The organism is Roseovarius gahaiensis (assembly GCF_011601345.1).
Lineage (GTDB): Bacteria > Pseudomonadota > Alphaproteobacteria > Rhodobacterales > Rhodobacteraceae > Roseovarius > Roseovarius gahaiensis.
Map to the genome: position 1 here is coordinate 17,824 of NZ_JAAORB010000028.1, position 22,728 is coordinate 40,551.

Annotated in this window: 22 protein-coding genes and 2 pseudogenes; 11 read left to right on the plus strand and 13 right to left on the minus strand. The window is 60.3% G+C overall.

What is annotated here, in order from left to right; genetic code table 11:
* Nucleotides 1-26: 26 nt before the first annotated feature.
* Genes HAT86_RS12335 through HAT86_RS12355 form a run of 5 tightly spaced genes read right to left on the minus strand, consistent with a single transcriptional unit; the run spans nucleotide 27 to nucleotide 4,158 of the window.
* A complete protein-coding gene (locus HAT86_RS12335; RefSeq protein WP_167198085.1) occupies nucleotides 27-785 on the minus strand; it encodes an SDR family oxidoreductase in 759 nt (252 codons plus the stop codon).
* On the minus strand, nucleotides 772-1,707 hold the full coding sequence (locus HAT86_RS12340; RefSeq protein WP_167198088.1) for a BKACE family enzyme: 936 nt from the start codon (nucleotides 1,705-1,707) through the stop codon (nucleotides 772-774). Before HAT86_RS12340 ends, HAT86_RS12335 begins: the two co-directional genes overlap by 14 nt.
* Before the next feature lie 20 nt (nucleotides 1,708-1,727).
* Complete coding sequence (locus HAT86_RS12345) at nucleotides 1,728-2,678, minus strand: 3-hydroxyacyl-CoA dehydrogenase (RefSeq protein WP_167198091.1); 951 nt, start codon at nucleotides 2,676-2,678, stop codon at nucleotides 1,728-1,730.
* Complete coding sequence (locus HAT86_RS12350; protein ID WP_167198094.1) at nucleotides 2,678-3,457, minus strand: SDR family oxidoreductase; 780 nt, start codon at nucleotides 3,455-3,457, stop codon at nucleotides 2,678-2,680. Before HAT86_RS12350 ends, HAT86_RS12345 begins: the two co-directional genes overlap by 1 nt.
* 26 nt (nucleotides 3,458-3,483) lie before the next feature.
* A complete protein-coding gene (locus tag HAT86_RS12355; RefSeq protein WP_231125898.1) occupies nucleotides 3,484-4,158 on the minus strand; it encodes a GntR family transcriptional regulator in 675 nt (224 codons plus the stop codon).
* A 155-nt stretch (nucleotides 4,159-4,313) separates the two neighbouring features.
* On the opposite strand from HAT86_RS12355, the gene HAT86_RS12360 reads away from it, so the two are divergent.
* The 11 genes from HAT86_RS12360 (at nucleotide 4,314) to HAT86_RS12410 (ending at nucleotide 15,736) form a co-directional block, all read left to right on the plus strand.
* Complete coding sequence (locus HAT86_RS12360) at nucleotides 4,314-5,351, plus strand: TRAP transporter substrate-binding protein (protein ID WP_167198100.1); 1,038 nt, start codon at nucleotides 4,314-4,316, stop codon at nucleotides 5,349-5,351.
* Nucleotides 5,352-5,358: 7 nt separating this feature from the next.
* Entirely contained in the window at nucleotides 5,359-5,937 is a 579-nt protein-coding gene (locus tag HAT86_RS12365) for a TRAP transporter small permease subunit (RefSeq protein WP_167198102.1), read from the plus strand.
* Entirely contained in the window at nucleotides 5,930-7,273 is a 1,344-nt protein-coding gene (locus tag HAT86_RS12370; RefSeq protein ID WP_167198105.1) for a TRAP transporter large permease, read from the plus strand. Before HAT86_RS12365 ends, HAT86_RS12370 begins: the two co-directional genes overlap by 8 nt.
* A 9-nt stretch (nucleotides 7,274-7,282) precedes the next feature.
* Nucleotides 7,283-8,047 (plus strand): SDR family NAD(P)-dependent oxidoreductase, encoded by a 765-nt coding sequence (locus HAT86_RS12375; protein WP_167198108.1) that lies wholly within the window; start codon nucleotides 7,283-7,285, stop codon nucleotides 8,045-8,047.
* Nucleotides 8,048-8,079: 32 nt separating this feature from the next.
* Nucleotides 8,080-9,348 (plus strand): hydroxymethylglutaryl-CoA reductase, degradative, encoded by a 1,269-nt coding sequence (locus tag HAT86_RS12380; RefSeq protein ID WP_167198111.1) that lies wholly within the window; start codon nucleotides 8,080-8,082, stop codon nucleotides 9,346-9,348.
* 51 nt (nucleotides 9,349-9,399) lie between these two features.
* On the plus strand, nucleotides 9,400-10,743 hold the full coding sequence (locus tag HAT86_RS12385) for an acyclic terpene utilization AtuA family protein (RefSeq protein ID WP_167198114.1): 1,344 nt from the start codon (nucleotides 9,400-9,402) through the stop codon (nucleotides 10,741-10,743).
* The gene (locus HAT86_RS12390) at nucleotides 10,734-11,060 is read left to right on the plus strand and encodes an AtuA-related protein (RefSeq protein ID WP_167198118.1); all 327 of its coding nucleotides are present in this window, start codon (nucleotides 10,734-10,736) and stop codon (nucleotides 11,058-11,060) included. Before HAT86_RS12385 ends, HAT86_RS12390 begins: the two co-directional genes overlap by 10 nt.
* A 44-nt stretch (nucleotides 11,061-11,104) precedes the next feature.
* Nucleotides 11,105-12,268: an iron-containing alcohol dehydrogenase gene (locus HAT86_RS12395; RefSeq protein ID WP_167198121.1), complete on the plus strand. Its 1,164-nt coding sequence runs from the start codon at nucleotides 11,105-11,107 to the stop codon at nucleotides 12,266-12,268.
* Between the two features lie 29 nt (nucleotides 12,269-12,297).
* A complete protein-coding gene (locus tag HAT86_RS12400) occupies nucleotides 12,298-14,496 on the plus strand; it encodes an alpha-ketoacid dehydrogenase subunit alpha/beta (RefSeq protein WP_167198124.1) in 2,199 nt (732 codons plus the stop codon).
* A gap of 4 nt (nucleotides 14,497-14,500) precedes the next feature.
* Entirely contained in the window at nucleotides 14,501-15,220 is a 720-nt protein-coding gene (locus tag HAT86_RS12405) for an SDR family NAD(P)-dependent oxidoreductase (protein WP_167198127.1), read from the plus strand.
* A gap of 348 nt (nucleotides 15,221-15,568) precedes the next feature.
* Entirely contained in the window at nucleotides 15,569-15,736 is a 168-nt protein-coding gene (locus tag HAT86_RS12410) for a thiamine pyrophosphate-dependent enzyme (protein WP_167198036.1), read from the plus strand.
* On the opposite strand, the gene HAT86_RS12415 is transcribed toward HAT86_RS12410, so the two are convergent.
* From HAT86_RS12415 to tnpB, 8 genes and pseudogenes are all read right to left on the minus strand, one after another.
* A complete protein-coding gene (locus tag HAT86_RS12415; protein WP_167198130.1) occupies nucleotides 15,733-17,448 on the minus strand; it encodes a SulP family inorganic anion transporter in 1,716 nt (571 codons plus the stop codon). The genes HAT86_RS12410 and HAT86_RS12415 overlap by 4 nt on opposite strands.
* Before the next feature lie 58 nt (nucleotides 17,449-17,506).
* On the minus strand, nucleotides 17,507-18,391 hold the full coding sequence (locus HAT86_RS12420) for an MBL fold metallo-hydrolase (protein ID WP_167198133.1): 885 nt from the start codon (nucleotides 18,389-18,391) through the stop codon (nucleotides 17,507-17,509).
* 24 nt (nucleotides 18,392-18,415) lie between these two features.
* A complete protein-coding gene (locus HAT86_RS12425; protein WP_167198153.1) occupies nucleotides 18,416-18,853 on the minus strand; it encodes a DUF6691 family protein in 438 nt (145 codons plus the stop codon).
* A gap of 7 nt (nucleotides 18,854-18,860) precedes the next feature.
* A pseudogene (locus HAT86_RS12430) lies at nucleotides 18,861-19,301 on the minus strand (YeeE/YedE family protein); the annotation flags it as partial.
* A gap of 183 nt (nucleotides 19,302-19,484) precedes the next feature.
* Nucleotides 19,485-20,114, minus strand: a complete 630-nt coding sequence (locus HAT86_RS12435) for an IS1595 family transposase (protein WP_331272542.1) — start codon at nucleotides 20,112-20,114, stop codon at nucleotides 19,485-19,487.
* Entirely contained in the window at nucleotides 20,017-20,313 is a 297-nt protein-coding gene (locus HAT86_RS12440) for a hypothetical protein (RefSeq protein ID WP_167198141.1), read from the minus strand. The genes HAT86_RS12435 and HAT86_RS12440 overlap by 98 nt, the downstream gene beginning before the upstream one ends.
* Nucleotides 20,313-21,987, minus strand: a pseudogene (gene tnpC, locus HAT86_RS12445) (IS66 family transposase). Before tnpC ends, HAT86_RS12440 begins: the two are co-directional and overlap by 1 nt.
* A gap of 62 nt (nucleotides 21,988-22,049) precedes the next feature.
* The gene (gene tnpB / locus HAT86_RS12450) at nucleotides 22,050-22,397 is read right to left on the minus strand and encodes an IS66 family insertion sequence element accessory protein TnpB (protein WP_167198144.1); all 348 of its coding nucleotides are present in this window, start codon (nucleotides 22,395-22,397) and stop codon (nucleotides 22,050-22,052) included.
* Between the last annotated feature and the right edge of the window lie 331 nt (nucleotides 22,398-22,728).

The window sequence follows — 22,728 nt, forward strand, 5'->3', positions numbered from 1 at the left end:
TCGCATTCTGAGTGTAACGCCCGCGTCTAACGCCCTGCGGAAATGTCCAAGATCGCGCCACTGACATAAGATGCGGCATCGGACAGCAGCCATTTCACCGCTTCTGCAACTTCTTCGGCGGTGCCAATTCGGCCCAGCGGCACATCTTTTGCCTTGGCTTGCAGACGATCGGCCAGACCGGCCGCAGCGTGAATTTCTGTGTCGATCAGGCCCGGTGCCACGGCGTTAACGCGGATGCCATCTGCGCCCAATTCCTTGGCGAAGCCAACCGTCATGGAATTGATCGCGCCTTTGGATGCGGCGTAATGTATCCATTCGTTCCCACCCCCAAGGGCGGCGGCGCGGCTGGACATCATGACAATCGCACCGCCTGATCCGCCATGCGCCTTTGACATGGCGCGGGTTGCGGCCTGCACCGTCATGCCTGCGCCGATGATGTTTACGTCCAGAACCCGGCGCAGCGTTTCAGGGGGTAAGGTTTCAAAGCGGCCTGCGGGGCCGGTGATGCCTGCATTGGCGAACACGCCGGTTGGCTGGCCGAACTCGCGCTCACAGGTCTGGAACAAGGTCTCAATGGCCGCCATCTCGGCGACATCGCCCTTCACGGCCACCGCGCGGCCCCCGTCGGCGCTGACACGTGCGACGAGATCTTGCGCCGCTTGATCGTTTGACGCGTATGAAAAGGCAACAGGCCGCCCGGCGCGGGCCAAGGCCATAACCGTAGCTGCGCCAATGCCCCGGCTGCCGCCCGTGACGACAACCGGGCCACTATCAGAATGCGACATTGTCGCCGCCTTTCAGGCCCAGCATGTCGCGGGCGTCGTCTGGGGTTGCAACATCAAGGCTAAGACCTTCGAGAAGCTCGCGCGCCTTTCGAACCTGATCGGCATTGCTTTGCGCCAGCTTGCCGGGGGACAGCCACAGTGAATCCTCAAGCCCCACGCGAATGTTGCCGCCTTGTGCGGCCGCCTGCGCGGCCACGGCCATCTGGTTGCGTCCAGCACCAAGCACAGACCAGACGTAATCATCGCCGAACAGCCGGTCCGCTGTCCGTTTCATGTGGGCGACATCCTCGGGGTGGGCACCGATACCACCCAGAAGGCCAAAAACGGTCTGCACAAGGAACGGCGCCTTGACGAGGCCGCGATCCACGAAATGCGCAAGGTTATAAAGGTGACTTGTGTCATAGCATTCGAATTCGAAGCGGGTGCCGTTCGCATTCCCGGTTTTGAGGATATGTTCGATATCCGCAAATGTGTTCTTGAAGACCAGATCACGGCTGTTTTCCAGATGCTGGCGTTCCCAGTCGTGCTGAAACTCCTTGAAGCGGTTTAGCATCGGGTAAAGACCAAAGTTCATCGACCCCATGTTCAGCGATGCGACCTCGGGTTTTAGTTCGGCGGCGGGACGCATGCGTTCCTCGACGCTCATATGAGGGCTTCCGCCGGTGGTCAGGTTCAACACGGCGCCGGTCGCCTGCTTCAGTTGCGGCAGAAAGGCTCGAAATGCGTCAGGTTCTTGCGTGGGGCGGCCATTTTCAGGGTCGCGCGCGTGGAGGTGCAAAATGGTTGCGCCCGCCTCGGCGGCGGCAAGGCTGTCGGTGATGATCTGCTCAGGCGTCACCGGCAGATGCGGTGACATCGACGGTGTGTGAATGGCGCCGGTGACGGCGCAGCTGATGATAACCTTGCGGTTGGGTTTGGGCATCGGGGCCTCCGGGGTTGTGTTCAGGTTTTTGGGGTGTGCTGTTGGAGATGTTTCATCAGGTTCACCAGTCGGCTGTCACGCTCGGCCTGGGCCTGGGGAATCCGGTCAAGCGGCAGCCTTGCGCGGCAAGACTCGTCGATCTGGTCAAGCGTGTCGCCGGTCCAGTCGCGGGTTTCGCGCTGTCCGGCGGCGATGGTTTCGTACATCCCGCCATAGCGGGCGACATAATCGCGAACACCTGCGGGGGCATTCAGGTCGATGGTTTCGAACGGCCCCATCAGCGCCCAACGCGGGGCAAGCCCGTCGCGTAGGCCGGTATCAACATCCTCGGGAGAGGCGATGCCGTCCGCGACAAGGCGAAAGGCCTCTTGCAGCAGGGCGCCTTGCAGCCGGTTCATGATAAACCCGTCGATCTCGCGCGTCATGCGAATGGGTTTCTGGCCGATCCGCTCCATCAGGGTGGCGCAGCGGTCCACCGCTTCGGGGTCGGTCCAAGGGGCAGGGACGATCTCGACCGCCCGGATCAGGCTGGGCGGGTTGATGGGATGCGCGACAAGGCAGCGATTGCGTCCCTCAAGATGTTCGGTAAAGGCCGAAGGCAGAAGCGCCGAGGTCGAACTGGCCAGAATGGCATCCCGCGGGGCCAGTGCATCAAGCTGGGCGAAAACCTGCTTTTTGATGTCCAGCTTCTCGGGGACGTTTTCCTGCACATGGACCGCCCCCGAGAGGGCGCTTTCCAAGCTGTCTGCGATGCTGACGCGGCCCACGATGTCCGCCGCCTTCTGCCCGTTCAGCATGTCGGCTTGTTCCAGTTCCGAGGCAAGCTGGATCAGCATGTCCTTCGCCTGCGCGGCGGCGGCGGTGTTCTGGTCGTACAGGGCGACGGTGCAACCGCCTCGCGCGAAGGCCACAGACCAAGCACAGCCGATCAGGCCGCTGCCGATGATTGCGGTTTTGGGTGTATCGCTCATCACAGGGTCTCCACCCCGGCACATACGCTCAGGGCCTGCCCGGTGATGTTGCTGCCGCCGGGGGTATTCAGGAACAGGCACATCGCCGCGATGTCATGCGGGCTGACCATGCGCCGCAGCGCGACTTTTTCCAGATTGCGTTTGCGCATTTCGTCATAGGTCAGGCCAAGGCGCTCGGCGCGGGCGTTGATAACCCGGTCGATGCGCGGGCCTTCGACGATGCCGGGCAGGATGGCATTGGCGCGCACGCCCTGCGGACCCAGCTCGGAGGCAAGGCTTTTCGCCAGCCCCACTATGCCCCATTTCGACGCGGCATAGGGGGTGCGGTAGGCAAAGGGCAGGCGGCCAGCCACCGACGCGATCCCGATGAAACTGCCACGGCTTTTGATCAGGTCATCCGAGGCGAAGCGCGCGGCTATATAGGCCCCCCGCAGGTTGATGTCCAGCGTCTTGTCCCAGTCTTCGGCGCTGATGTCGCTGACCGGGCCGGTCGGGCCTTCGATGCCCGCATTGGCCACCACAACGTCAAGCCCGCCAAGAATTTCGCGGGCTTCCCCAAACAGGTTGCGTGTTGCGGCCTCGTCGGCGGCATCGGCAACGGTGCCGGTGATTTCACCCGTGCAAATGGCTTTGACGGCGTCTGCATCCACGTCCGAGATATGGACCTTAGCGCCGACAGCGGCGAACCCTTCGGCGATGGCTTTGCCGATCCCAGCGGCGCCTGCGGTCACAAGGACACGCAGATCGGAAGGCGGTGTAAGGGCGTCCGGTGCTGTCATGAGAGTGTTTCCTTCAATACGGTTGTTCAGTGGTCCTGGCCCGACGCAAGGAATGCGCGGATGTCTTTTGCGGCCGTCTGGATGTCGTCGATGATCGCGGTGCGCACGGCTTCGGCATCACCTTTGGTCAGGGCGGCCATGACTGCGTCGTGGAAGCCCTGCGATGTCGCCATATGGTCGCGGTCCGGCACGCATGTGCGGATCGAGGGACCGACGATCAGCCACAGGCGCTCGATCATGCTGAGCAAGAGCGGCCATCCCGAAATCTTGTAGATCTCGGCATGATAGGTGGCATTGGCCTTGAGATACCTGTCGGCATTGCCGCTACTGGCGGCGGGGGTCAGGTCGTCGTTCAGCTTGCTGATCCGGGCCAGCGACTCGGCGGTCATCTGTTCGGCGGCGCGCTTGGCGGCCCGGCCTTCCAGATCGGTGCGGATGGCGGTGATCTCGTCCAAATCTTCGGGGGTGAGTAGCCTGAGGCGGAGTGTTCTGCTGGTCGTGAGCTCAAGTGCGCCTTCGGTGGTCAGGCGCGTCAGGGCCTCGCGGACGGGCATGGCGCTGACGCCAAGCTCGGCGGCTAGGCTGCGGCTTGAGAGTGTCTCACCCGGTTTGAAAGCCCCCGTCATAATGTCGCTGCGGAGGTGATCGTAAATTTGCTGTTGCAGGCTGTCGCGCCTCAAGGCGGTTGCCTTGAATGTCAAGCGAGGCTCGGAAACATCTTGCATATTGCTTTTCATTGGTTATCGTTGATCTGTGATCGCAGATTGCAGTGTGGGAGCGAGGAAGTCAAGTGAGCCCCGCAATCAGAGATCGCGATGCGCCCAAATTATTGGGGCAAGATAAAGGGAGGAAGACTATGAAATTAAAAGCAAGTTTGCTGGCTGCTTCAATGGCGGTTACCGGTGTTTCAGCGCAGGCTGAGACGCTGGATGTTGCAAGCACCTTTCCAAAGAATCTGGCGTTCCTTGGTGAAGGGGCCGAGGTCTTGGCTGAGAATATCGAGACCGCAACCAATGGCGAGGTCAAGCTGCGCGTGCATGGTGCCGGCGATCTGGTTCCGGCGCTTGAGGTGCTCAATCAGGTCAGTTCGGGCGCGATCCCGGCAGGCTGGGATTACGTTGGCTACTGGGGTGGCACGATCCCGGTTGCATCTCTGGCCGGGTCCATGCCGTTCGGTCCCGGACCGGACCTGTTTGTCGGCTGGATGTGGGAAGGGGGCGGTCTTGAGATCGTTCAGAAGGCCTATGATCCGCTGAACGTCAAACTGCTGCCCTGTCACGTGACCGCACCCGAGCCGGGTGGCTGGTTCAACAAGGAAATCAACAGCGTGGAAGACCTCAAAGGGCTCCGCATGCGGATTTCCGGTATGGGCGGTCAGGTTCTTAACAAGCTTGGCGTTTCCACACAGTTGATTCCGGGCGGTGAATTGTATGTGGCGCTGGAACGTGGCCGCATCGACGCGACTGAGTTTTCGCTGCCAGTCGTGGACAAGGCCCTGGGCTTTGCAGAAATCGCGAAATACTACTATTTCCCTGGCTGGCATCAGCCTGCAAGCTGGAACTCGCTGATCATGAACATGGACGTCTGGAATGGCTTTGACGAGCAGACCCAGGATCAGATCATGGTCGCCTGCCGTGCCACAGTGAACTGGTCGCTTGCGGCGGCACCCGCTCCGCAGGGCGAAATCATCGAAGAGTTCCGCGCGCAGGGTGTCGAGACAAAGCGTTTCCCAGATGAGGTTCTGGACGCGCTAAGGGCTGCCTCGACCGAGGTTCTGGAAGAGCAAGCCGCGGATGACGAGATTTTTGCCGAGGCATATGCATCCATTCAGGATTACCTTGCCAAGGCCGAGATCTGGTCGAATCTGCAAACAATCCCCGCACCTTCGGAGTGATTGCCAGATGACCCGGCGTTCCACTTTGGGGCGGGTCGGCCATGCGCTTGTAAAGGCAAGCGCATGGCCTGGTCGTATTGCGGCCTGGCTGCTCCTGCCGATGATCGCGCTGGTATTACTGGCTGTCGTCGGCTCGTTGATGAAATGGGGTCAGATCGCCAGCTGGGATGCGGATATTCTGCTTTTCGGCTCTGAACTGACCCTGACGGGACTGGCTGAATTGCAGTGGCATTTTCAGGCAATCATCGTGATGTTGGGCATGTCTTATGCGTTGTCGCGCAATGCGCATGTTCAGGTCGATATGCTAGCCGTCCGGTTTTCGCCGCGCTTCAATGCCGGGGTCAATCTGGTGTGCGATGTCCTGTTTCTCATGCCGTTTTGCGCGATCATAGGCTGGCTGAGTCTGGGGTTTGTCGAGTTTTCCTACAACACCGGCGAGCAATCAGATTACGGAGGCCTGACCGACCGGTATCTGGTCAAATCCATTCTACCGATTGGCTTTGTCTTTCTGAGTTTGACGGGAATCGGACGAATCCTGATGCATCTTGATGAATTGTTTGCGCGTGGAGACCGACAGTATGACTGAATACATTCTGCCGCTCGCGATGGTGTTTACACTCATCGGCGGCATTTTCACGGGATATCCCGTCGCGCTGGTTCTGGCCGGTGTCGGGATACTTTTTACTTTTATCGGCGATGTCCCGTTGATCTTTCTCAATACGATTTCATCGCGAATTTTCACCGGCACCCTAACCAATTGGCTGATGATGGCCGTGCCCTTGTTTGTTTTCATGGGCCTGATGCTGGAAAAATCCAACATCGCGAGGAATCTGCTGCTGTCGCTTGAGCGTCTGTTTGCGCAGCGACCTGGAGGACTGGCGCTATCGGTGACGATCGTCGGTGTCGTGATGGCCGCAAGCACCGGGATCATCGGGGCATCCGTGGTCATGCTGGGGCTGATGGCCTTACCGGTCATGCTGAAACAGAAGTATTCCATGCGGCTGGCGGCCGGTACGATTTGTTCGGCGGGAACGCTTGGAATCCTTATCCCGCCCTCGATCATGCTGGTGTTGGTTGGGGATATTTTGCAGATCTCCATTGGCGATTTGTTCATGGGGGCGGTGATCCCCGGCCTGATCCTTGGTGGGCTTTATGCGCTCTATATTCTAGTCACGACGCATCTCGACCCGTCTCTTGCACCCCCAAGCGAACGCGGGGAAAAGGTTTCGACCTTGGAGGCGCTGGCCGTTCTGATCAAGCACCTGATCGCCCCGGTGCTTTTGATCTTGGGTGTTCTGGGCTCGATCGTTGCGGGTATCGCGACGCCGACCGAGGCGGCGGCCATCGGCGCCATTGGGGCCACGATACTGGCGGCGGTGATGCGGCAATTGACGTGGAAGAACCTTGTGGACTGCGTTCAAGAGACGGCGTTGACCACGGCGATGATCCTAACCGTGGCGATTGGCGCAACAGTGTTCAGTGCGATCTTCAAGCGTGTTGGCGGTGATTATATGATCGAAGATGCGGTCATGGCGATTGCATCTGGGCCATATCAGACGCTTTTCCTGATCATGGCGCTGATCTTTGTATTGGGATTTTTCCTGGAATGGATCGAGATTAGCTATGTGGTGCTGCCGCTTTTTGCACCGATCATCGCGGGGCTGGATTTTGGGTTTGAGAATTCTGCCGTCACGCTGACTTGGTTTGCGGTTCTAGTTGCGGTGAACCTTCAGACATCCTTCCTGACGCCGCCGTTCGGGTATGCCCTGTTCTATTTACGTGGCATCGCCCCACCAGAGCTGACGATCCGCGATATCTATGCCGGGATCGTGCCTTTCGTTCTGATTCAGGTTCTGGGGCTTTTGCTGTGCATTCTCTTCCCGGCGCTGGTGCTCTGGTTGCCAGATGTGACCATAAGGTGAGGGGTTGGCATGACTGACCTTTTCGATCTGACGGGGCGACGCGTTGTCATCACAGGCGGAACCAGCGGTATCGGTTTGTCCGCGGCCCAAGCCTTTCTTGAGGCCGGGGCGCGGGTGACGATTTCAGGGCGTTCCAAGGAACGTGGTGAGGCGGCGCTTGGGCAGCTCGCGGACAAGGGAGATGTCTGGTTCTGCGCCGCTGACGCATCGGACGAGGCGGACGCCAACAGGCTGTCCAAAACTGCCGACACGGATATGGGCGGTGTCGATACGATTGTTTGCGCTGCTGGTATAAACCGACGGGGCGCGCCCCAAGATCTGAGCCTTGAGGACTGGGATGCCGTCATGGATGCCAACCTGCGCGGCACTTTCGTGACGGCACGGGCCTTTTACCCGCAGCTTTGCCAATCGGGCGACGGCCGGATCGTCACTATCGGGTCGATGATGTCGGTTCTGGCTAACGATATGACGGCGCCCTATGCCGCGGCAAAAGGCGGTGTCGTTCAGCTGACCCGCAGTCTGGCTGCGGCTTGGGCCAAGGATGGGATACGGGCGAACTGTGTGCTTCCGGGATGGGTGGACACGGCGTTGACCCGACAGGCACGGTTGGACATGCCCGATCTGGATGCGCGCGTTCGGGACAGAACCCCGATTGGCCGATGGGCGCAGCCGCAAGACATTGCCGGAACGATATTGTTTTTAACCACAGCGGCCTCGCGCTTTGTGACGGGGACGGCAATCCCGGTGGATGGCGGGTTTGTCATGCGGGCGTAATGTCCGCCGCTGGAATGGAAAGGTGACATCACATGAGCAAACGCACCTCAAGACTGTCTGGGTTTGCAACGCTCAGCCGTGAAAAGCGGCTCGAAATCTTGACAGACTGGATTGATAACGGCGACGACGCGACCGGCGCATTGGGTCGGCTGGATGGCCTTCCTGACGATCTGGTCGATAGAATGATCGAAAATGCCATAGGCGTCATGCCAGTGCCCCTTGGGTTGGCCACGAATATGATCGTGGACGGCAAGGACGTGCTGGTCCCGATGGCGACCGAGGAAAGCTCGGTTATCGCGGCGGTCTGCAATACGGCACGGCGGTGTCGCTCGACGGGCGGATTTCGCACCTCCTATGCCGGGTCACTGACCATCGCGCAAATCCAGCTTCTGGATGTGGCCGACCCGCACCGCGCACGCCTTGAGATCCTGCGCCGCTTCGATGAGATCAAGGCCTTCTGCGATGACATCGACCCGGTGCTTGTCGAACTTGGCGGCGGGTTTCAGGATCTGGACATTCGTCTTCTGAGCGGGCGTAAGGGCGTGGTGATGGTCGTGCATCTGATCGTCGATACCCGCGATGCCATGGGGGCGAATGCCGTGAACACCATGGCCGAACGTCTGGCCCCGGTTTTGGGGAGCTGGGTCAATGGGCGGCCCTTGTTGCGCATTTTGTCCAACCTTGCAGACCGGCGTATCGTCCGGGCCGAAGCCGTGTGGCCCGCCGCAGAAATCGGCGGTCCTGAGGTGGTTGAAAAGATGCTGGACGCGGCTGATTTCGCGGTCATCGACCCGTATCGCGCCGCAACCCATAACAAGGGCATCATGAACGGTGTGTCCGCCGTCGTGCTGGCGACCGGCAATGATACCCGTGCCATTGAGGCTGGCGCGCACGCGTTCGCGGCGCAATCTGGACAGTACGGCCCGTTGACCCGGTGGGAAAAAACCGCGTCTGGCGATCTGGCGGGGTCTATCGAAATTCCCTTGTCGCTTGGGATCGTGGGGGGAGCCACGCGCATTCACCCCGTCGCCCAGCTTGCCTTGCAGATCATGGAGGCCGACAGCGCCGAGAAACTCTCGTGCATCGTGGCCGCCGTCGGGCTAGCCCAAAATTTTGGGGCATTGCGTGCTTTGGCGACGGATGGCATCCAGAAAGGCCACATGGCGCTGCATGCGCAGAACATCGCGATCACGGCTGGTGCAGAAGGGGATGAGATCGCCCGTATTGCCGAGGCGATGAAATCCAGCGGCGACATCAACGAACGCACCGCAACGCGGCTGCTGAAGGAATTGCGCGAGTGAGCCGGTGCAGAGCACAACCGAGCCTTTCTGCGGGCATAGCGGGGCATTGAAATGACCGCGATCAGAATAGGCGCAGGCGCGGGCTTTTCCGGGGATCGGATCGACCCGGCCGTCGATCTGGCCCAGCGGGGAGAGCTGGATTTTCTGATCTTCGAGTGCCTTGCCGAGCGCACCATCGCACAGGCGCAACTGAACCGCCTGTCAGATCCCGAAGGGGGCTTTGATCCGCATCTTGAGGCCCGGATGCGGGCCGTCCTGCCCGTTTGTCATGCCAACGGGACGCGGATCATCAGCAATATGGGTGCGGCCAATCCATTGGCAGCGGCGCGTCACATCGCGAAGGTGGCGAAGGATTTGGGCTTGAGAGGGCTGCGCATTGCGGCTGTGACAGGGGACGATGTGCTGGCCTATTGTCGGTCGTCCTTACCTGATCTTGATAACGGCTTGAACTTTACGGAAATCGCAGCGTCTGCCATTTCGGCCAACGCCTATATCGGTGCGGGGCCTATTGTGGAGGCACTGGACAAGGGTGCCGATGTCGTTCTGACAGGTCGGGCGGCTGACCCGGCATTGTTTCTTGCACCGCTCATTTACAGTTTCGGGTGGCGCATGGATGACTGGGACCGTCTGGGCAAAGGGACATTGGCAGGGCATCTACTGGAATGTGCCGGCCAGATCAGCGGTGGCTACTTTGCCGATCCGGGATTTAACGATGTGCCGGACCTTGCCAATCTGGGATTTCCCATCGGCGTGATCGACGCCGAAGGCGGTATCGAAATTACCAAACTGCCCCGCACGGGCGGCGCGATCCGCTTGGCCACGGTCAAGCAACAGATCCTGTATGAAATTCTCGATCCGGCCCGATACCTTCAGCCTGACGTGATTGCGGATTTTTCGAACGTCGCGGTCGAACAGATCGGTCCCGATCATGTCCGCGTGAGCGGCGCCACCGGGCATCCCCGGACCGGCAAGGTCAAGGCCACGATCAGCTATCATGACGGGTATATCGGAGAGGGACAGATTTCCTATGCCGGGCCCGGCGCGGTGGCACGGGCGGAATTGGCACGCTCGGTCATCCGGCAGCGGCTGGAGCCTTTGGGCTTGCGCGAAAGCCGGGTTGATCTGATCGGTCTCGATGCGTTGCATGGGCCCTTGTCATCTGCGGCGGCGGACCCCAACGAGGTGCGCCTGCGCGCCATTGGTCGGAGCGACTGCAAGGATGCCGCGGGGATGGTCGGACAAGAGGTTGAGGCACTTTATACCAACGGACCCGCCGGCGGTGGCGGGGCGTGGAAATCGGTGCGCGCGACGCTGTCGCTTTGTTCTGCCTTGCTGGATGAGTGTGTTGTTGATCCCGATGTCACCTTCTTCGAGGCGGAAACCTCATGCGTCTAAGAGACATTGCCCATTGCCGCAGCGGAGACAAGGGAAACACCCTTAACATCGCCGTCATCGCGCGTGATCCTGAGGATTACGATTTGCTCTGTCGTGACGTGACGCCGGAGCGTGTGGCCGAGTTTTTACGCGATAAGGTGAAGGGCCGGGTCACGCGATACGAGGTGCCGACACTTGGTGCGCTGAATTTCGTGCTGGAGGAGGCGTTATCGGGCGGGGTGGTCGGATCGTTGACCCTAGATACACACGGCAAATCAATGAGTTCAGCGCTGCTTGGACTGCCGATTGGCGACACTTTGGATCGTGACGGGGGCTGACATGACCACAAGACATCCAGCTATTTTCAAGAGAGGCCCGCGCCATGTCGTCAGGTGACATCGTCAGTTTTCATTGTCCGACACGTTTGCATTTCGGGCATGGCGCATTGGCTGTAGTGCCGCAGATCGTGACCGGGGCGGGATGGTCGCGGGTGATGGTTGTCGTCGATCCGGCGCTTGTCGGCGGGATAGCGTACAACCGCTTGATGGCTGACCTATCCGGCAGTGGCATCAAGCTCTGTGAATTTTCAGGTGTCGATCCTGAACCCGGTGACATCAATGTCGATCGCGCGCTCGATGTGCTGAACGCGGCAGGGGCTGATGCGATAATCGCCCTTGGTGGGGGAAGTGCGATTGATGTGGCCAAGGCCGTGGCCATTGTCGCCACCAACGGCGGGTGTATAGCCGATTATGAAGGGGGCGATGCGTTCAACGTCGCGCCCTTGCCACTGATCGCCATCCCGTCAACGGCGGGAACGGGGTCGGAGGTGTCGGGGGCAGCGGTCATCACCGATACGACCCGAAATGTGAAAATGGCGATCCGCCATGCCCGGTTTGGTCCTGCGACCCATGCGGTTCTTGACCCAACAGTGGTTGCGACAGTTCCGGGGCAGGTTGCCGTTCATGCAGGGGTCGATGCCTTTGTGCACGCTTTTGAATCCTACCTTTCGAAACTGGCGAACCCGTTCACGGATGCTTGGAACCTAAGGGCGATACGGGTGCTGTCGGGCAATATTCGGCCATATGTCGCGAACCGGGAAAATGCCGATGCGGCGCTGAATATGCTGTGCGGGGCCTCTATGGCGGCCATGTCGTTTGGCACGACCGGAACCGGCAACGTGCATTGCATGGCGATGGCGATTGGCGGGTTCTACCCGGTGCCTCATGGATTGGCGAACGCGGCCTGCCTGCCGCATGTCGCGCGGTTTAATTTCATCGCCGCGCCGGGCAAATACGCTCAGATCGCCGAGGCCATGGGTGAAGACATGCACGGATGTGACGACCTGAGTGCCGGGCGTAGGGCCATCAGCGCAATCGAAACGCTTTGTGATGATCTGGGTGTGCCGTCGCGCCTGCGCGATATCGGTGTCGAAAAAGCGGCGCTGCCCGAGATTGCAGAGCGTTGTTACGCGCTGAATTATAACCGCTGGAACCCGCGGCACACCACGCAGGAGGAGTTCCTGACCCTTTTGCAGACGGCCTATTGAATGTTGACCCAAACCGGCAGGAGGCGCGGATGAAGTTTACGCCGATTGAAATGAACACCGGCATGCGCCGCCTTGTGACCGATGACTCGGACTGGGCGCAGCTCTCGACAAAAGACGCCAAGCGGCTTGCCACGCTGGTTCTGTCCGCGCGCCGGTTCGAGGAAACGATCCTGTTTCTGGACAAACGCGGATTGGTTCATGGCCCGGCACATTCCAGCCTTGGTCAGGAAGGCGGGGCAGGAGGGTGCCTTGCGGCGCTGCCCATCGACACGATGATGAACGGCTCTCACCGTGCGCATCATCAGGTTGTCGCAAAGGTCGTGAACGCGCTTTACACGGACAACTATGATCCTTCGGCGGGCTCTGTCCTGCGCGACGAGATGCGCTTGGAAATCCGGCACATGATGCACGAGATTCTGGGGCTGAAAGATGGCTGGACTGGCGGGCGTGGTGGCTCGATGCATTTGCGGTGCGAAGATCTGGGCGTGATGGGCACCAACGCCATCGTCGCCGGTGGCTTGCCGATAGCTTGCGGTCACGCTTTCGCCGAAAAGCAGCAGGGCGGCGAGCGGATCACCGTCTCGTTCTTCGGCGATGGCGCGATCCATCAGGGAACAACCCATGAGGCAATGAACCTAGCGGCCCTGTATCGCCTGCCGGTTCTGTTTTTCTGCGAAAACAACGGGTATGCCGTTTCGACCACGATCGAGCAATCCACATATGAGACCAACCTGAACACCCGCCCTTGCGCGCATGGTATCGAAACTGTGCATGTTGACGGAATGGACCCTCTGGCCGTCTGGCTGGCGACGCGGTGGGCCGAAGATCATATTCGCACGCAGGGCCGCCCGGCCTTTGTGCAGGCCGATGTCTATCGCTATTACCATCAATCCTCGCCCTTTCCCGGCAGTGTCTTCGGCTATCGCACGAAAGAAGAAGAGGATGCCTGGCGCGCGCGCTCTCCTTGGGAATTTCTGTGTGACAAGCTGACAACGCACGGGATCGTCAGCGCCGATGAGTTGAACAGCATCGACGCCGCGGTGTCCGAAGCGATGCAGGCCGCCGCCGACAGTTGCACCGAGGGCAAGGGCTCGGCCATGGCGATCCCCGCCGGGCATTGGCCCGACCCAGCGGGTGTTGACGATCACTTGACCTCTGACATGTCGGAATTCGCCGGGCTGCGCGCGGCTGAGGCCGAGGATTTCCCCGACGCACAAATGCGCGAGATGACCTTTATCGAGGCAATCCCCGCCACCATGGGCGCGGCCATGAAACGCGACCAAAGTATCGTTTTGTTCGGCGAAGACGTGGCGAATATGGACGGCGGAACCGTCGGCGCGACACGCGGCTTGTCCGAGTTCTTCGATACCCGGATCATCAACACCCCCATCACCGAGAATGGATTTTGCGGATTGGCCGTAGGGGCGGCAATGTCGGGCCTGCGACCTGTCGTTGAGTTGATGTATAGTGATTTCTTTCTTGTCGCGGCGGACCAGTTGTTCAATCAGGCTGGCAAGATCAGGCATCTGTTCAACGGCACGGCACAGGTTCCTATGGTGTTGCGGTGTCGCCTTCCGGGTCTGGAAGGCTACGGATCGCAGCATTCGATGGACCCGACCAGCGTTTTCGCGCTGTTTCCGGGCTGGCATATCCTCGCGCCGTCGAACGCGTTTGATTATGTGGGCCTGATGAATGCTGCGATGCGCTGCAATGATCCGGTTCTCATCATCGAGCCACAAGTGCTGCACAAACGCCGTTGTCCAGTGCCGCAGGATTTGGAGTATTACATCCCGATCGGCAAGGCCAAGCGCGTGGTCGAAGGCCGCGATCTGACGCTTTTGACCTCTCTTGGAATGGTCGAGACCTGCAAAACCTTGGTGGCCAGCCTTGGCATCAGCGCAGATGTGATCGACCTGCGCAGCCTGTCGCAGCGCGATATTGATTACGACCTGATCGGCCAGTCGGTGCGCAAGACCGGGCGCGTCGCGATCATCGAACAAACCACGCGTGGCGCGGCATTCGGATCGTTTTTGGTGGATGAAATTCAGCGGCTCTTTTTCGACTATCTTGATCAGCCGGTCAAACGGGTCACTGGGGCTTGGGCGCCTCCAACCGTTTCGCGGGTGCTAGAGCGTGCGGCGCTGGCCGGTGAGGACGACATCACCAAGGCATTGTTGGCGATGCTACGCGACAGCGCTTTGCCTGAGCCGGGAAAGGAAGCTGGGTAACGCCATGTTGTCATTCGAAGGAAAAACCGTGTTGATCACCGGCGCTGCTGGAGGCATCGGGGCAGAGACAGCGCGTATTCTTTCTGGTTTGGGGGCCAATCTGGCGCTGTGCGATCTTAAAGGTTGCGACGATCTGGCCGACGAGCTGCGAGATGTCGGCGCAGATGTGGTCACGGCAGCATTCGATATCCGCGACCGCGCAAAAGCAGAGGCGTTCATCGCCGCACAGCCACAGCTAGATGCCATCGTCGCCAATGCCGGCTTTTGCCCGTGGGATGATTGGGACGATGCGGATTGGGATGATACATTTGACCGGGTGGTCGATATCAACCTCAAGGGGGTGATCAATGTCATGCGTCCTGCCATCACTGGGATGATTGCGCAAAAACATGGCAAGGCGGTCGTGGTGGCGTCGGTCGCCGGGCGGATGGGCGGATTGCGCGCCAGCCCTCACTATGTGTCGGCCAAAGGGGGCGTTATTTCATTCACCAAATGGATGGCGGCCAAGACCGCCCCGCATGGTGTCAATGTTAATGCCGTTGCCCCCGGAGCGACGGCGACCGCAATGGTGGACTCTTCCAACATTGACCCGTCGTCGATCCCCATTGGCCGCATGGCAAGAGCTGACGAAATCGCTCAGCCGGTCGTTTTCCTGTGTTCGGATGCGGCCAGCTATATGTGCGGTGCAACATTGGATGTGAATGGTGGTGTCTATATGGGCTGAAATGGCCAAGGACGACACCGAGATACGCAGTAGGCATATATGCAGAGGTCATGACACTTGGACCTGTCACGGTTTGATGCTGCTCCTTCGATAGCATTCATCGCCGCAAAGCAGGCGAACAATAGGCACGACAAGCACAGACGAAATGCAGGCAGACGCGGTGCGGATCGCGCTGACGCGATGGCCGACGCGAAGGCAGGTTGCGGATGAGGCGGTCTTCTGACCCGGCTTGGTCTTGATGACGAAGTGCTCGATGCCGCGATACTGCGCGAGGCAGCGTAGGCTTGCAGCCCATCCGTGCAGAGCACGGAATCCGGTGCCACGATCGGCGCAAGGGCCATCTGGATAGTGCTGTTAGTGGCGCGCTATGATCTGGAAGCCGAGGCCATGGGCGCGCATGGGGAATTCTTGACCGAGGCGGCGGACCTGAGGCCCGCACTGGAGCGGGCCATGGCCAGCGGAAAGTCCGCTTGCGTCAACGTGATGATCGAGGGGCTGCCCGCGCCTGTGGTTTAACCTTCGCGTAGGGCTTGCCATGCCTCGTATTGCGACAGGTACACGGTGCCGCCCATCTCTTGCAGGAAGTGGCTGCGTTTGAGGCGGTCCATGACCGGGCCTTTCACCTCAGAGAGATGCAGTTTGATGCCCATGGCCTTGAGGCGGGTATTGATCGCCTCAAGGCTTTCCAGCGCGGACATATCGACCTCGTTCACGGCGGCGAAATGCAGGATGACGTGTTTGACGGCGCAATCTTCGGTGATGCGGTCGGCGATGTAATCTTCAAGGAAGCGGGCATTGGCGAAATAAAGGCTTTCGTCGACGCGGAGTGTTACCACGCGGGGGCAGGTGGTGACCTTGTGGCGGTTGATGTTGCGGAAATGCTCGGTTCCCGGAACAAGGCCCACCTCGGCCACATGGGGTTTCGAGGTTTTGTAGAGGTGCAGCGCGATGGAGAGCACCACACCGGCAGACACCCCGATTTCCACGCCAAGTGCGAGTGTCAGGAGGATGGTTGTCAGGATTGCCGCGAAATCCGCGCCGGAATAGGACCATGCGCGTTTGAGGATCGTGAGGTCCACAAGGCTGAGGACAGCGACGATGATGGTGGCGGCCAGCGTCGCCTTGGGCAGGAAGTAAATCAGCGGGGTGAGCGCAAGGGCCGCGACGGCAAGGCCGATGGCGGTGAAGGCCCCGGCGGCGGGGGTGGCGGCGCCTGCGTCGTAGTTGACGACCGAGCGGGCGAAGCCGCCGGTGACAGGGTAGCCGCCGGTGACAGCCGCGCCGAGGTTGGCCGCACCCAGGCCGATGAGTTCTTGGTTGGGGTCGATGCGTTGGCGTTTCTTGGCTGCCAGCGTTTGCGCGACCGAGATGGATTCGACAAAGCCGATGATGGAGATCAGCACGGCGGGCAGGATCAGTGCCTTGATCAGGTCAAGCGAGGCATCGGGCAGGGTGAAGGGCGGCAGGGATTGCGGCACGGTGCCGACGATGGCGACGCCTTGGGTGTCGAGCCGGAAAAGGCCAGCGGCCAAGGTTGTGACGACCACGGCGGCGACAGGGCCTGCTTTGGTCAGCACATCGGCGAGGCGGGGGCCAAGGCCGAGGTTCAAAAGCAAAGGTTTGAGGCCCTTGCGGACCCAGAAGAGGAAGGCTGCGGCAGAGCCCCCGATCAGCAGGGTGATGAGGTTCACTCCGCCAAGCCCGGACCAGAGGCTATGCAAAAGGTGCGGTAGGGTGTGGCCCGATGTGTTGACCCCGAGGATATGGCCCAACTGGCTGAGCGCGATGAGGATGCCACTGGCGTTGATGAAGCCCGCGATGACGGGGTGCGAGAGGAAGTTGGCCAGAAAGCCAAGCCGGAGCAGGCCAAGGCCCAGAAGGATCAGCCCTGACAGCCCTGCCAGCGTGAGCGCCGCCGTGGCGTAGCCTGCGGTGCCTTGGTCCGCCACTTGCCCAATCGCGGCGGCGGTCATCAATGAGACCACGGCCACTGGCCCCACCGCCAGCGTGGTGGAGGTGCCGAAGAGCGCATAAAGCATGATCGGCAGGATCGAGGCATAAAGCCCCGCCTCGGGCGGGAGGCCCGCCAAGAGCGCATAGGCCAGCGATTGCGGGATCAGCATGATCGTCACGATCAGCGCCGCGATCAGGTCTTGGGCCAAGGTGGAGCGGCTATAGGTCCGGCCCCATGAGAAGATGGGCAGGTAGCGGGCAAGCGAGCGGGGCATTGGGAAAGCTTTCGGGACAGGGGCGGGCAGGCGCGGGGGCGCCTGCCCAAGCGGCACATCAGAGTTTGTTGACCGGCACCTTGAGCATCGGGTTGCCGTCAGAGTCGGTGGGCACGTCACCGGCGCGCATGTTAACCTGAAGTGACGGGATGATCAGGCGCGGCATGGCCAGTGTGGCATCGCGTTCGGTGCGGAACTTGATGAACTCCTCGCGGGTCTTGCCGCCGCCAACGTGGATGTTGTGGGTTTTTTCTTCGGCGACGGTGGTTTCCCATGCAATGTCACGACCATTGGGGCCGTAATCTTGGCACATGAACAGGCGCATGTCGTCGGGTAGGGCCAGCACCTTTTGGATGCTGTCGTAAAGCGTGCCTGCGTCACCACCGGGGAAATCGGCCCGGGCTGAGCCACCATCGGGCATGAAGAGCGTATCGCCGACGAAGGCCGCATCGCCCATCACATGGGTCATGCAGGCGGGGGTGTGGCCGGGGGTATAAAGGGCCACGGCCTGCATGGTGCCGATGGTGTAGGTATCGCCATCTTCGAAAAGGGCGTCGAATTGCGAGCCGTCGCGCTGAAACTCGGTGCCTTCGTTGAAGATCTTGCCGAAGGTGTCCTGCACCACGAGGATTTTTGAGCCGATGCCGATTTTGCCGCCCAGCTTTTCCTGAATGTAAGGCGCGGCCGAAAGGTGATCGGCGTGGACGTGGGTTTCGATGATCCACTCCAGCTTGAGGCCCTGTTTTTCGATCTGGGCAATCAGCTCGTCGGCGTGGTCATAGGTGATACGGCCGGCGGCATAGTCGATGTCCATCACCGAATCCACGATGGCGCAGCTATCGGAAGAAGGATCCTTGACGATGTAGGAAATCGTATTCGTGGCCTCGTCAAAGAAGGCTTGAACCTGCGGTTTGATGTCCATGTTGACGGGGTAGTTGGTCATAGGCGGACTCTTTGTTTGGGTGTCTCAGGAAGGCGCGTGGCGCATGGCGCGGGTTTGCAGCGCTTTGGCGATGAAGATGCCTGCGATCAAGGCGGCGGTGAAGATCAGCACCTCGGGCTTGAGGGAGCCTACAGCGGGCAGGGCCCCGCCGGGACAGAAACCCGCGATGCCCCAGCCCACGCCGAAGATGGCCGAGCCGCCCAGAAGGCGCGCGTCGATCACGCGGTTCTGTGGGACGTGGAAGCTGTCGTCCATGACGGGTTTTGCCGGGCCTTTGCCGAAGATCAGGCGGTAGCCGATAAAGGTGACCACAAGCGCGCCCCCCATGACGAAGATAAGCGAGGGATCCCACGAGCCAGCGACGTCGAAGAAATTGATGACCTTGGCAGGGTTGGCCATGCCGGAAATCATGATGCCGAGGCCGAAAATCAGGCCAATGAGGTAGGTAATGATGATACGCAGCATTGGGTTATCCTCCAATCACGTGACGCAGGATGTAGACCGTGATGCCAGTGAACAGCATGAAGCTCAGGGTGGCGGCGATGGAGCGTGGCGAGAGCCGCGCATTGCCACAGACGCCATGGCCGCTGGTACAGCCTGCGCCGTAGGTCACGCCGATGCCCACCAGGATGCCGCCGACGATCAGCATTGGGGTGCTGACGGGAACGTCGATGGCGGGCATTTGGCCGGTCGACAGCAGCATCAGGCCGGGGGCGGTGACCATGCCCGCAAGCAGGGCGGCGCGCCACGACCAGTCGCGCGGCGAAGAGGGTTGCATGAAGCCGGCCAGAATGCCGGTGGCCCCCATGACACGACCGAGCGTCAGCATCAGCAGCACGCTGGCCAGCCCGATCAGCGTGCCGCCGATCAGGGATTGGAGGGGGGTGAAATCGGTGACCATGAGTTGCGTTTCCTTTTCCTGTTCCTTGGGGCGACATGCAGTTGGTCTGCGGTGCGGAGATCACGGGGTCGCGCACCCCAAGTGTGTTTGGGACACAAATATATAGAAAATGGAATATGTCTACCCCGCGCTGTGAAATCATCCAGTTCAAGGGTATCCTTTAGTCGTGTGCGTATTTCGTGTTGGTAAAGATCACACAGCCCGTAAGACCTCGTCCGGTCGCACCTTGCTGACGCGGGCGATGAACCACCGGAGATATCCTTCGAAGTATTTCGAGGCAGGCCCCCTGAAGGGCTTGATGAAGGTCTCGTAGCGCGAATGGAGGGTGTTGATGTTCTGGATGTAATGAGTGGCAGAGGCGGTCTTCTGACCTGGCTTGGTCTTGATGACGAAGTGCTCGTTGCCGCGATACTGCGCGAAGGCAGCGTAGGCTTGCAGCCCATCCGTGCAGAGCACGGAATCCGGTGCCACGATCGGCGCAAGGGCCATCTGGATAGTGCTGTTAGAGCGCCCAGAGAGGCGTTGGAAGCGCCGGGCGCCGCTTCGGTCGGCCACCGTGAAAATTGGGAGTTGCCAGCGAGAGAGCCCCCGCATCATCGAAATGCCCTTCTTGCCATACTCATACCAGCGCCTGCGCGGAGGCTTGGGGTGCGTCCTGTTGCCTCGCAGATACTTGACTGATCTTCGACCGTTCGAACCTTGAAGGATCGTAACCGCCCGATTGTTACCGCGGTCCGTTTTGCTTAACACGCGTGATGATCTCTGGATCGTTGACGAAGTCATCGAGGAAGTCGCGCCATTGCTCCGGGGATCGCTTTGCATCGCTGAGCATATCGCGCAGTTCTTGAATGCCATGGGCGGTGATTAACTTGGTGTTCTCGTCAGTGGCTGTATCGACGCTGATGATGTTTCCGTAGCTTAGGTTGTCGTCGTTGCTGACGATCGCTTCCAGCATCTCCAGATCCTCACCCAGCATCGATGCAACGCGCTCAAGGGCGTAGACCTGTGTGACTTTTGGCATCAGGTAGCCACTGAATGTGCAGCGGTCAGCGGTGCCCAATTCCACGGCAGCAATTCATCGAGCTTGTTGATCTTGTGATCGTGGATGCGGTCGAAGATGTCGGCGAGATAGGCTTGTGGATCGAGGCCGTTGAGTTTAGCGGTCTCGATGACCGTCATGGCACGCGCGAGCGTTTCAGCACCGGTATCGGCCCCTGCAAATAACCAATTTTTCCTGCCGATTCCAATCGGACGCAGAGCACGTTCAGCGGGGTTATTGTCGATGGCCACACGACCGTCCGTCAGGAACAGGCTGAAGGCCTCCTGCCGGCTGAGACCATAGCGGAAGGCCTTGGCCAGATCGCTTTTGCCTGGAATGCGCAGGAGTTGCTGTTCGGACCAGGCAAAGAAGGCCTCGACTTGCGGGCGGCTCAACTTTTGTCGCGCCGCATGACGCACGTCATCGGGTTGACCGTTGATGTCGCGCTCGACATCGTAGAACTTGCCGATCCGGTCGAGCGCCTCGCGAGCGATCTCGGACTTGGTCGAGATCCAGAAGTCGTGGAAGTCTCGGCGCAGGTGCGCCCAACAGGCCGCTTCGCGCAAACGGGGTGTGCCGTCGGGATCAGGCTCATAAAGCTTGCCGTAGCCTGTGTAGCCGTCCGCTTGGAGGATGCCGCGGGCGTTGGCCAGGTGGCTCAGGACATGCTCTTTCTTCCAGTCTGGCGCGAACCGATAAACAGCACCTGGCGGCGATGCCCCCGTCCAAGGGCGTTGATCGCGCACATAGGCCCAGATCCGCCCTTGTTTGACCCCTTTGCCAAGTCCCTTGTCGCGCAATGACCGGTCCAGCACCCGGATCGGCGTGTCATCTGCGTGCAACAGGTCGCTGGCCATGATGTCCGCCTCGATCCGCTCGATAAGCGGCTGTAGGGTTTTCATGGCGCGGCCACACCAGCCCACCAGCGTGCTTTCTGGAATGTCTGCCCCCATGCGTTCGAAGATCTCGTGCTGGCGATACAAAGGCAGGTGATCGTCGAACTTTGAGACCAGCACATGCGCCAGCAGGTTCGGGCCTGCCATGCTGCCCGGGATCGGGCGGCTGGGGGCCGGTTCCTGCACCATCCGCTCACAGCGGCGGCAGGATTTCTTGATGCGAGCGACTTGGATCACCTTCATCTGGGCAGCAATCATGTCCAGCAATTCGCTGACATCCTCACCTACCACGCGCAGGTCACCACCACAGTCAGGGCAGCAGGCACCAGGATCAAGCTCGCGGCGCTCGCGCGGCGTCGCATCCGAGACACGTGGCCGACGCCGCAACGTGGGTGCATCAGAAGTCTCCGGCGACGGTTCGCTCGGACCCTCGTCGATGGGGGCTTCATCGTCTTCAGCCACCGCGACCAATAGGTCTTCGAGCGCCAGTTCCAGCTGTTCGATCTCACGCTCGACCTTTTCCGAGGATTTGCCGAAGGCCAGTTTCTGGAGCTTGGCGATCCGCAGGCGTCACGCCAGAGGCGTGCGTTCAAGCTGCGCACCTTTGGTGCGACGCCTGAACCAGCTGATCATGAACCCGCAATGTCACCGACATCTTGGCGTTCTCTGCCTCGATCCGGGCATTTTCTGCCTGCAACGCCGCAATCATCGCTCTCAATTCGGCGGGATCATCGGGGAGGTTTTCGGCGTGTTTCGACATGCGCCTGACTACCAAAAATCAGCCCGAAGCACCATATAAATAACGCATATTTGGACACAAATTTACCCCACGCGCACCGGTGGCGCTCCCCAATCAGGACGCCGCCAGTCGATACCCTCCCACAGCATCGCAAGCTGTGCCGAGGTCAGCCGTGCCGACCCATCCGCCGCACTCGGCCAAGGGAAGCGCCCTCGTTCAAGAACCTTGTAGTAAAGGCAAAATCCCTGACCATCCCAATACAGCAACTTGATCCGGTCCCCGCGCCGCCCCCGGAACGCAAATACCGCGCCACTGGCGGGCTTCTGATGCAGAACATCCTGGGCAAGCGCCGCCAATCCCGCGATCCCTTTGCGCATATCCGTCACGCCACAAGCCAGATATACGCGAACTCCGGTGCCTGGGCCGATCATGCGGCCTCCACGGCGCGGATGAGTGCCGTCAGGGCGACCGGCTCCACTGCGCTGTCAAAGTGCAAACTGCGCCCACCCCGCAGGCGCAATTCAACAGTGACCGTCGGCGGTGTATCAGCGACCGGTGCCGACGCCACTGGCACTCCGGCCGCCACTGGCATGTCCAAAGGAAAAAAGAGCGCTCCGGCATCAGGCGACCATAGACCCTTCTTCTTCAGCTCATGCCGCCATTTATAAATCTGCTGCCGCGTGATTGCGTGTTTCGCGTGATGGCGGGCACTGATTTCACCTGATCATGGGCATAGATTTCACGTGATCGTGGGCAGACTTG

Excerpts from the sequence above, each read along its gene's own strand:
- HAT86_RS12395 (WP_167198121.1), top strand. The coding sequence starts at position 11,105 with ATGTCGTCAGGTGACATCGTCAGTTTTCATTGTCCGACACGTTTGCAT.
- HAT86_RS12365 (WP_167198102.1), top strand. The coding sequence starts at position 5,359 with ATGACCCGGCGTTCCACTTTGGGGCGGGTCGGCCATGCGCTTGTAAAG.
- HAT86_RS12360 (WP_167198100.1), top strand. The coding sequence starts at position 4,314 with ATGAAATTAAAAGCAAGTTTGCTGGCTGCTTCAATGGCGGTTACCGGT.
- HAT86_RS12340 (WP_167198088.1), bottom strand. The coding sequence starts at position 1,707 with ATGCCCAAACCCAACCGCAAGGTTATCATCAGCTGCGCCGTCACCGGC.
- HAT86_RS12400 (WP_167198124.1), top strand. The coding sequence starts at position 12,298 with ATGAAGTTTACGCCGATTGAAATGAACACCGGCATGCGCCGCCTTGTG.
- HAT86_RS12440 (WP_167198141.1), bottom strand. The coding sequence starts at position 20,313 with ATGCCAAAAGTCACACAGGTCTACGCCCTTGAGCGCGTTGCATCGATG.
- HAT86_RS12370 (WP_167198105.1), top strand. The coding sequence starts at position 5,930 with ATGACTGAATACATTCTGCCGCTCGCGATGGTGTTTACACTCATCGGC.
- HAT86_RS12385 (WP_167198114.1), top strand. The coding sequence starts at position 9,400 with ATGACCGCGATCAGAATAGGCGCAGGCGCGGGCTTTTCCGGGGATCGG.
- HAT86_RS12375 (WP_167198108.1), top strand. The coding sequence starts at position 7,283 with ATGACTGACCTTTTCGATCTGACGGGGCGACGCGTTGTCATCACAGGC.
- HAT86_RS12335 (WP_167198085.1), bottom strand. The coding sequence starts at position 785 with ATGTCGCATTCTGATAGTGGCCCGGTTGTCGTCACGGGCGGCAGCCGG.
- HAT86_RS12420 (WP_167198133.1), bottom strand. The coding sequence starts at position 18,391 with ATGACCAACTACCCCGTCAACATGGACATCAAACCGCAGGTTCAAGCC.
- HAT86_RS12345 (WP_167198091.1), bottom strand. The coding sequence starts at position 2,678 with ATGAGCGATACACCCAAAACCGCAATCATCGGCAGCGGCCTGATCGGC.
- HAT86_RS12415 (WP_167198130.1), bottom strand. The coding sequence starts at position 17,448 with ATGCCCCGCTCGCTTGCCCGCTACCTGCCCATCTTCTCATGGGGCCGG.
- tnpB (WP_167198144.1), bottom strand. The coding sequence starts at position 22,397 with ATGATCGGCCCAGGCACCGGAGTTCGCGTATATCTGGCTTGTGGCGTG.
- HAT86_RS12405 (WP_167198127.1), top strand. The coding sequence starts at position 14,501 with ATGTTGTCATTCGAAGGAAAAACCGTGTTGATCACCGGCGCTGCTGGA.
- HAT86_RS12435 (WP_331272542.1), bottom strand. The coding sequence starts at position 20,114 with ATGCAAAGCGATCCCCGGAGCAATGGCGCGACTTCCTCGATGACTTCG.
- HAT86_RS12390 (WP_167198118.1), top strand. The coding sequence starts at position 10,734 with ATGCGTCTAAGAGACATTGCCCATTGCCGCAGCGGAGACAAGGGAAAC.
- HAT86_RS12380 (WP_167198111.1), top strand. The coding sequence starts at position 8,080 with ATGAGCAAACGCACCTCAAGACTGTCTGGGTTTGCAACGCTCAGCCGT.
- HAT86_RS12350 (WP_167198094.1), bottom strand. The coding sequence starts at position 3,457 with ATGACAGCACCGGACGCCCTTACACCGCCTTCCGATCTGCGTGTCCTT.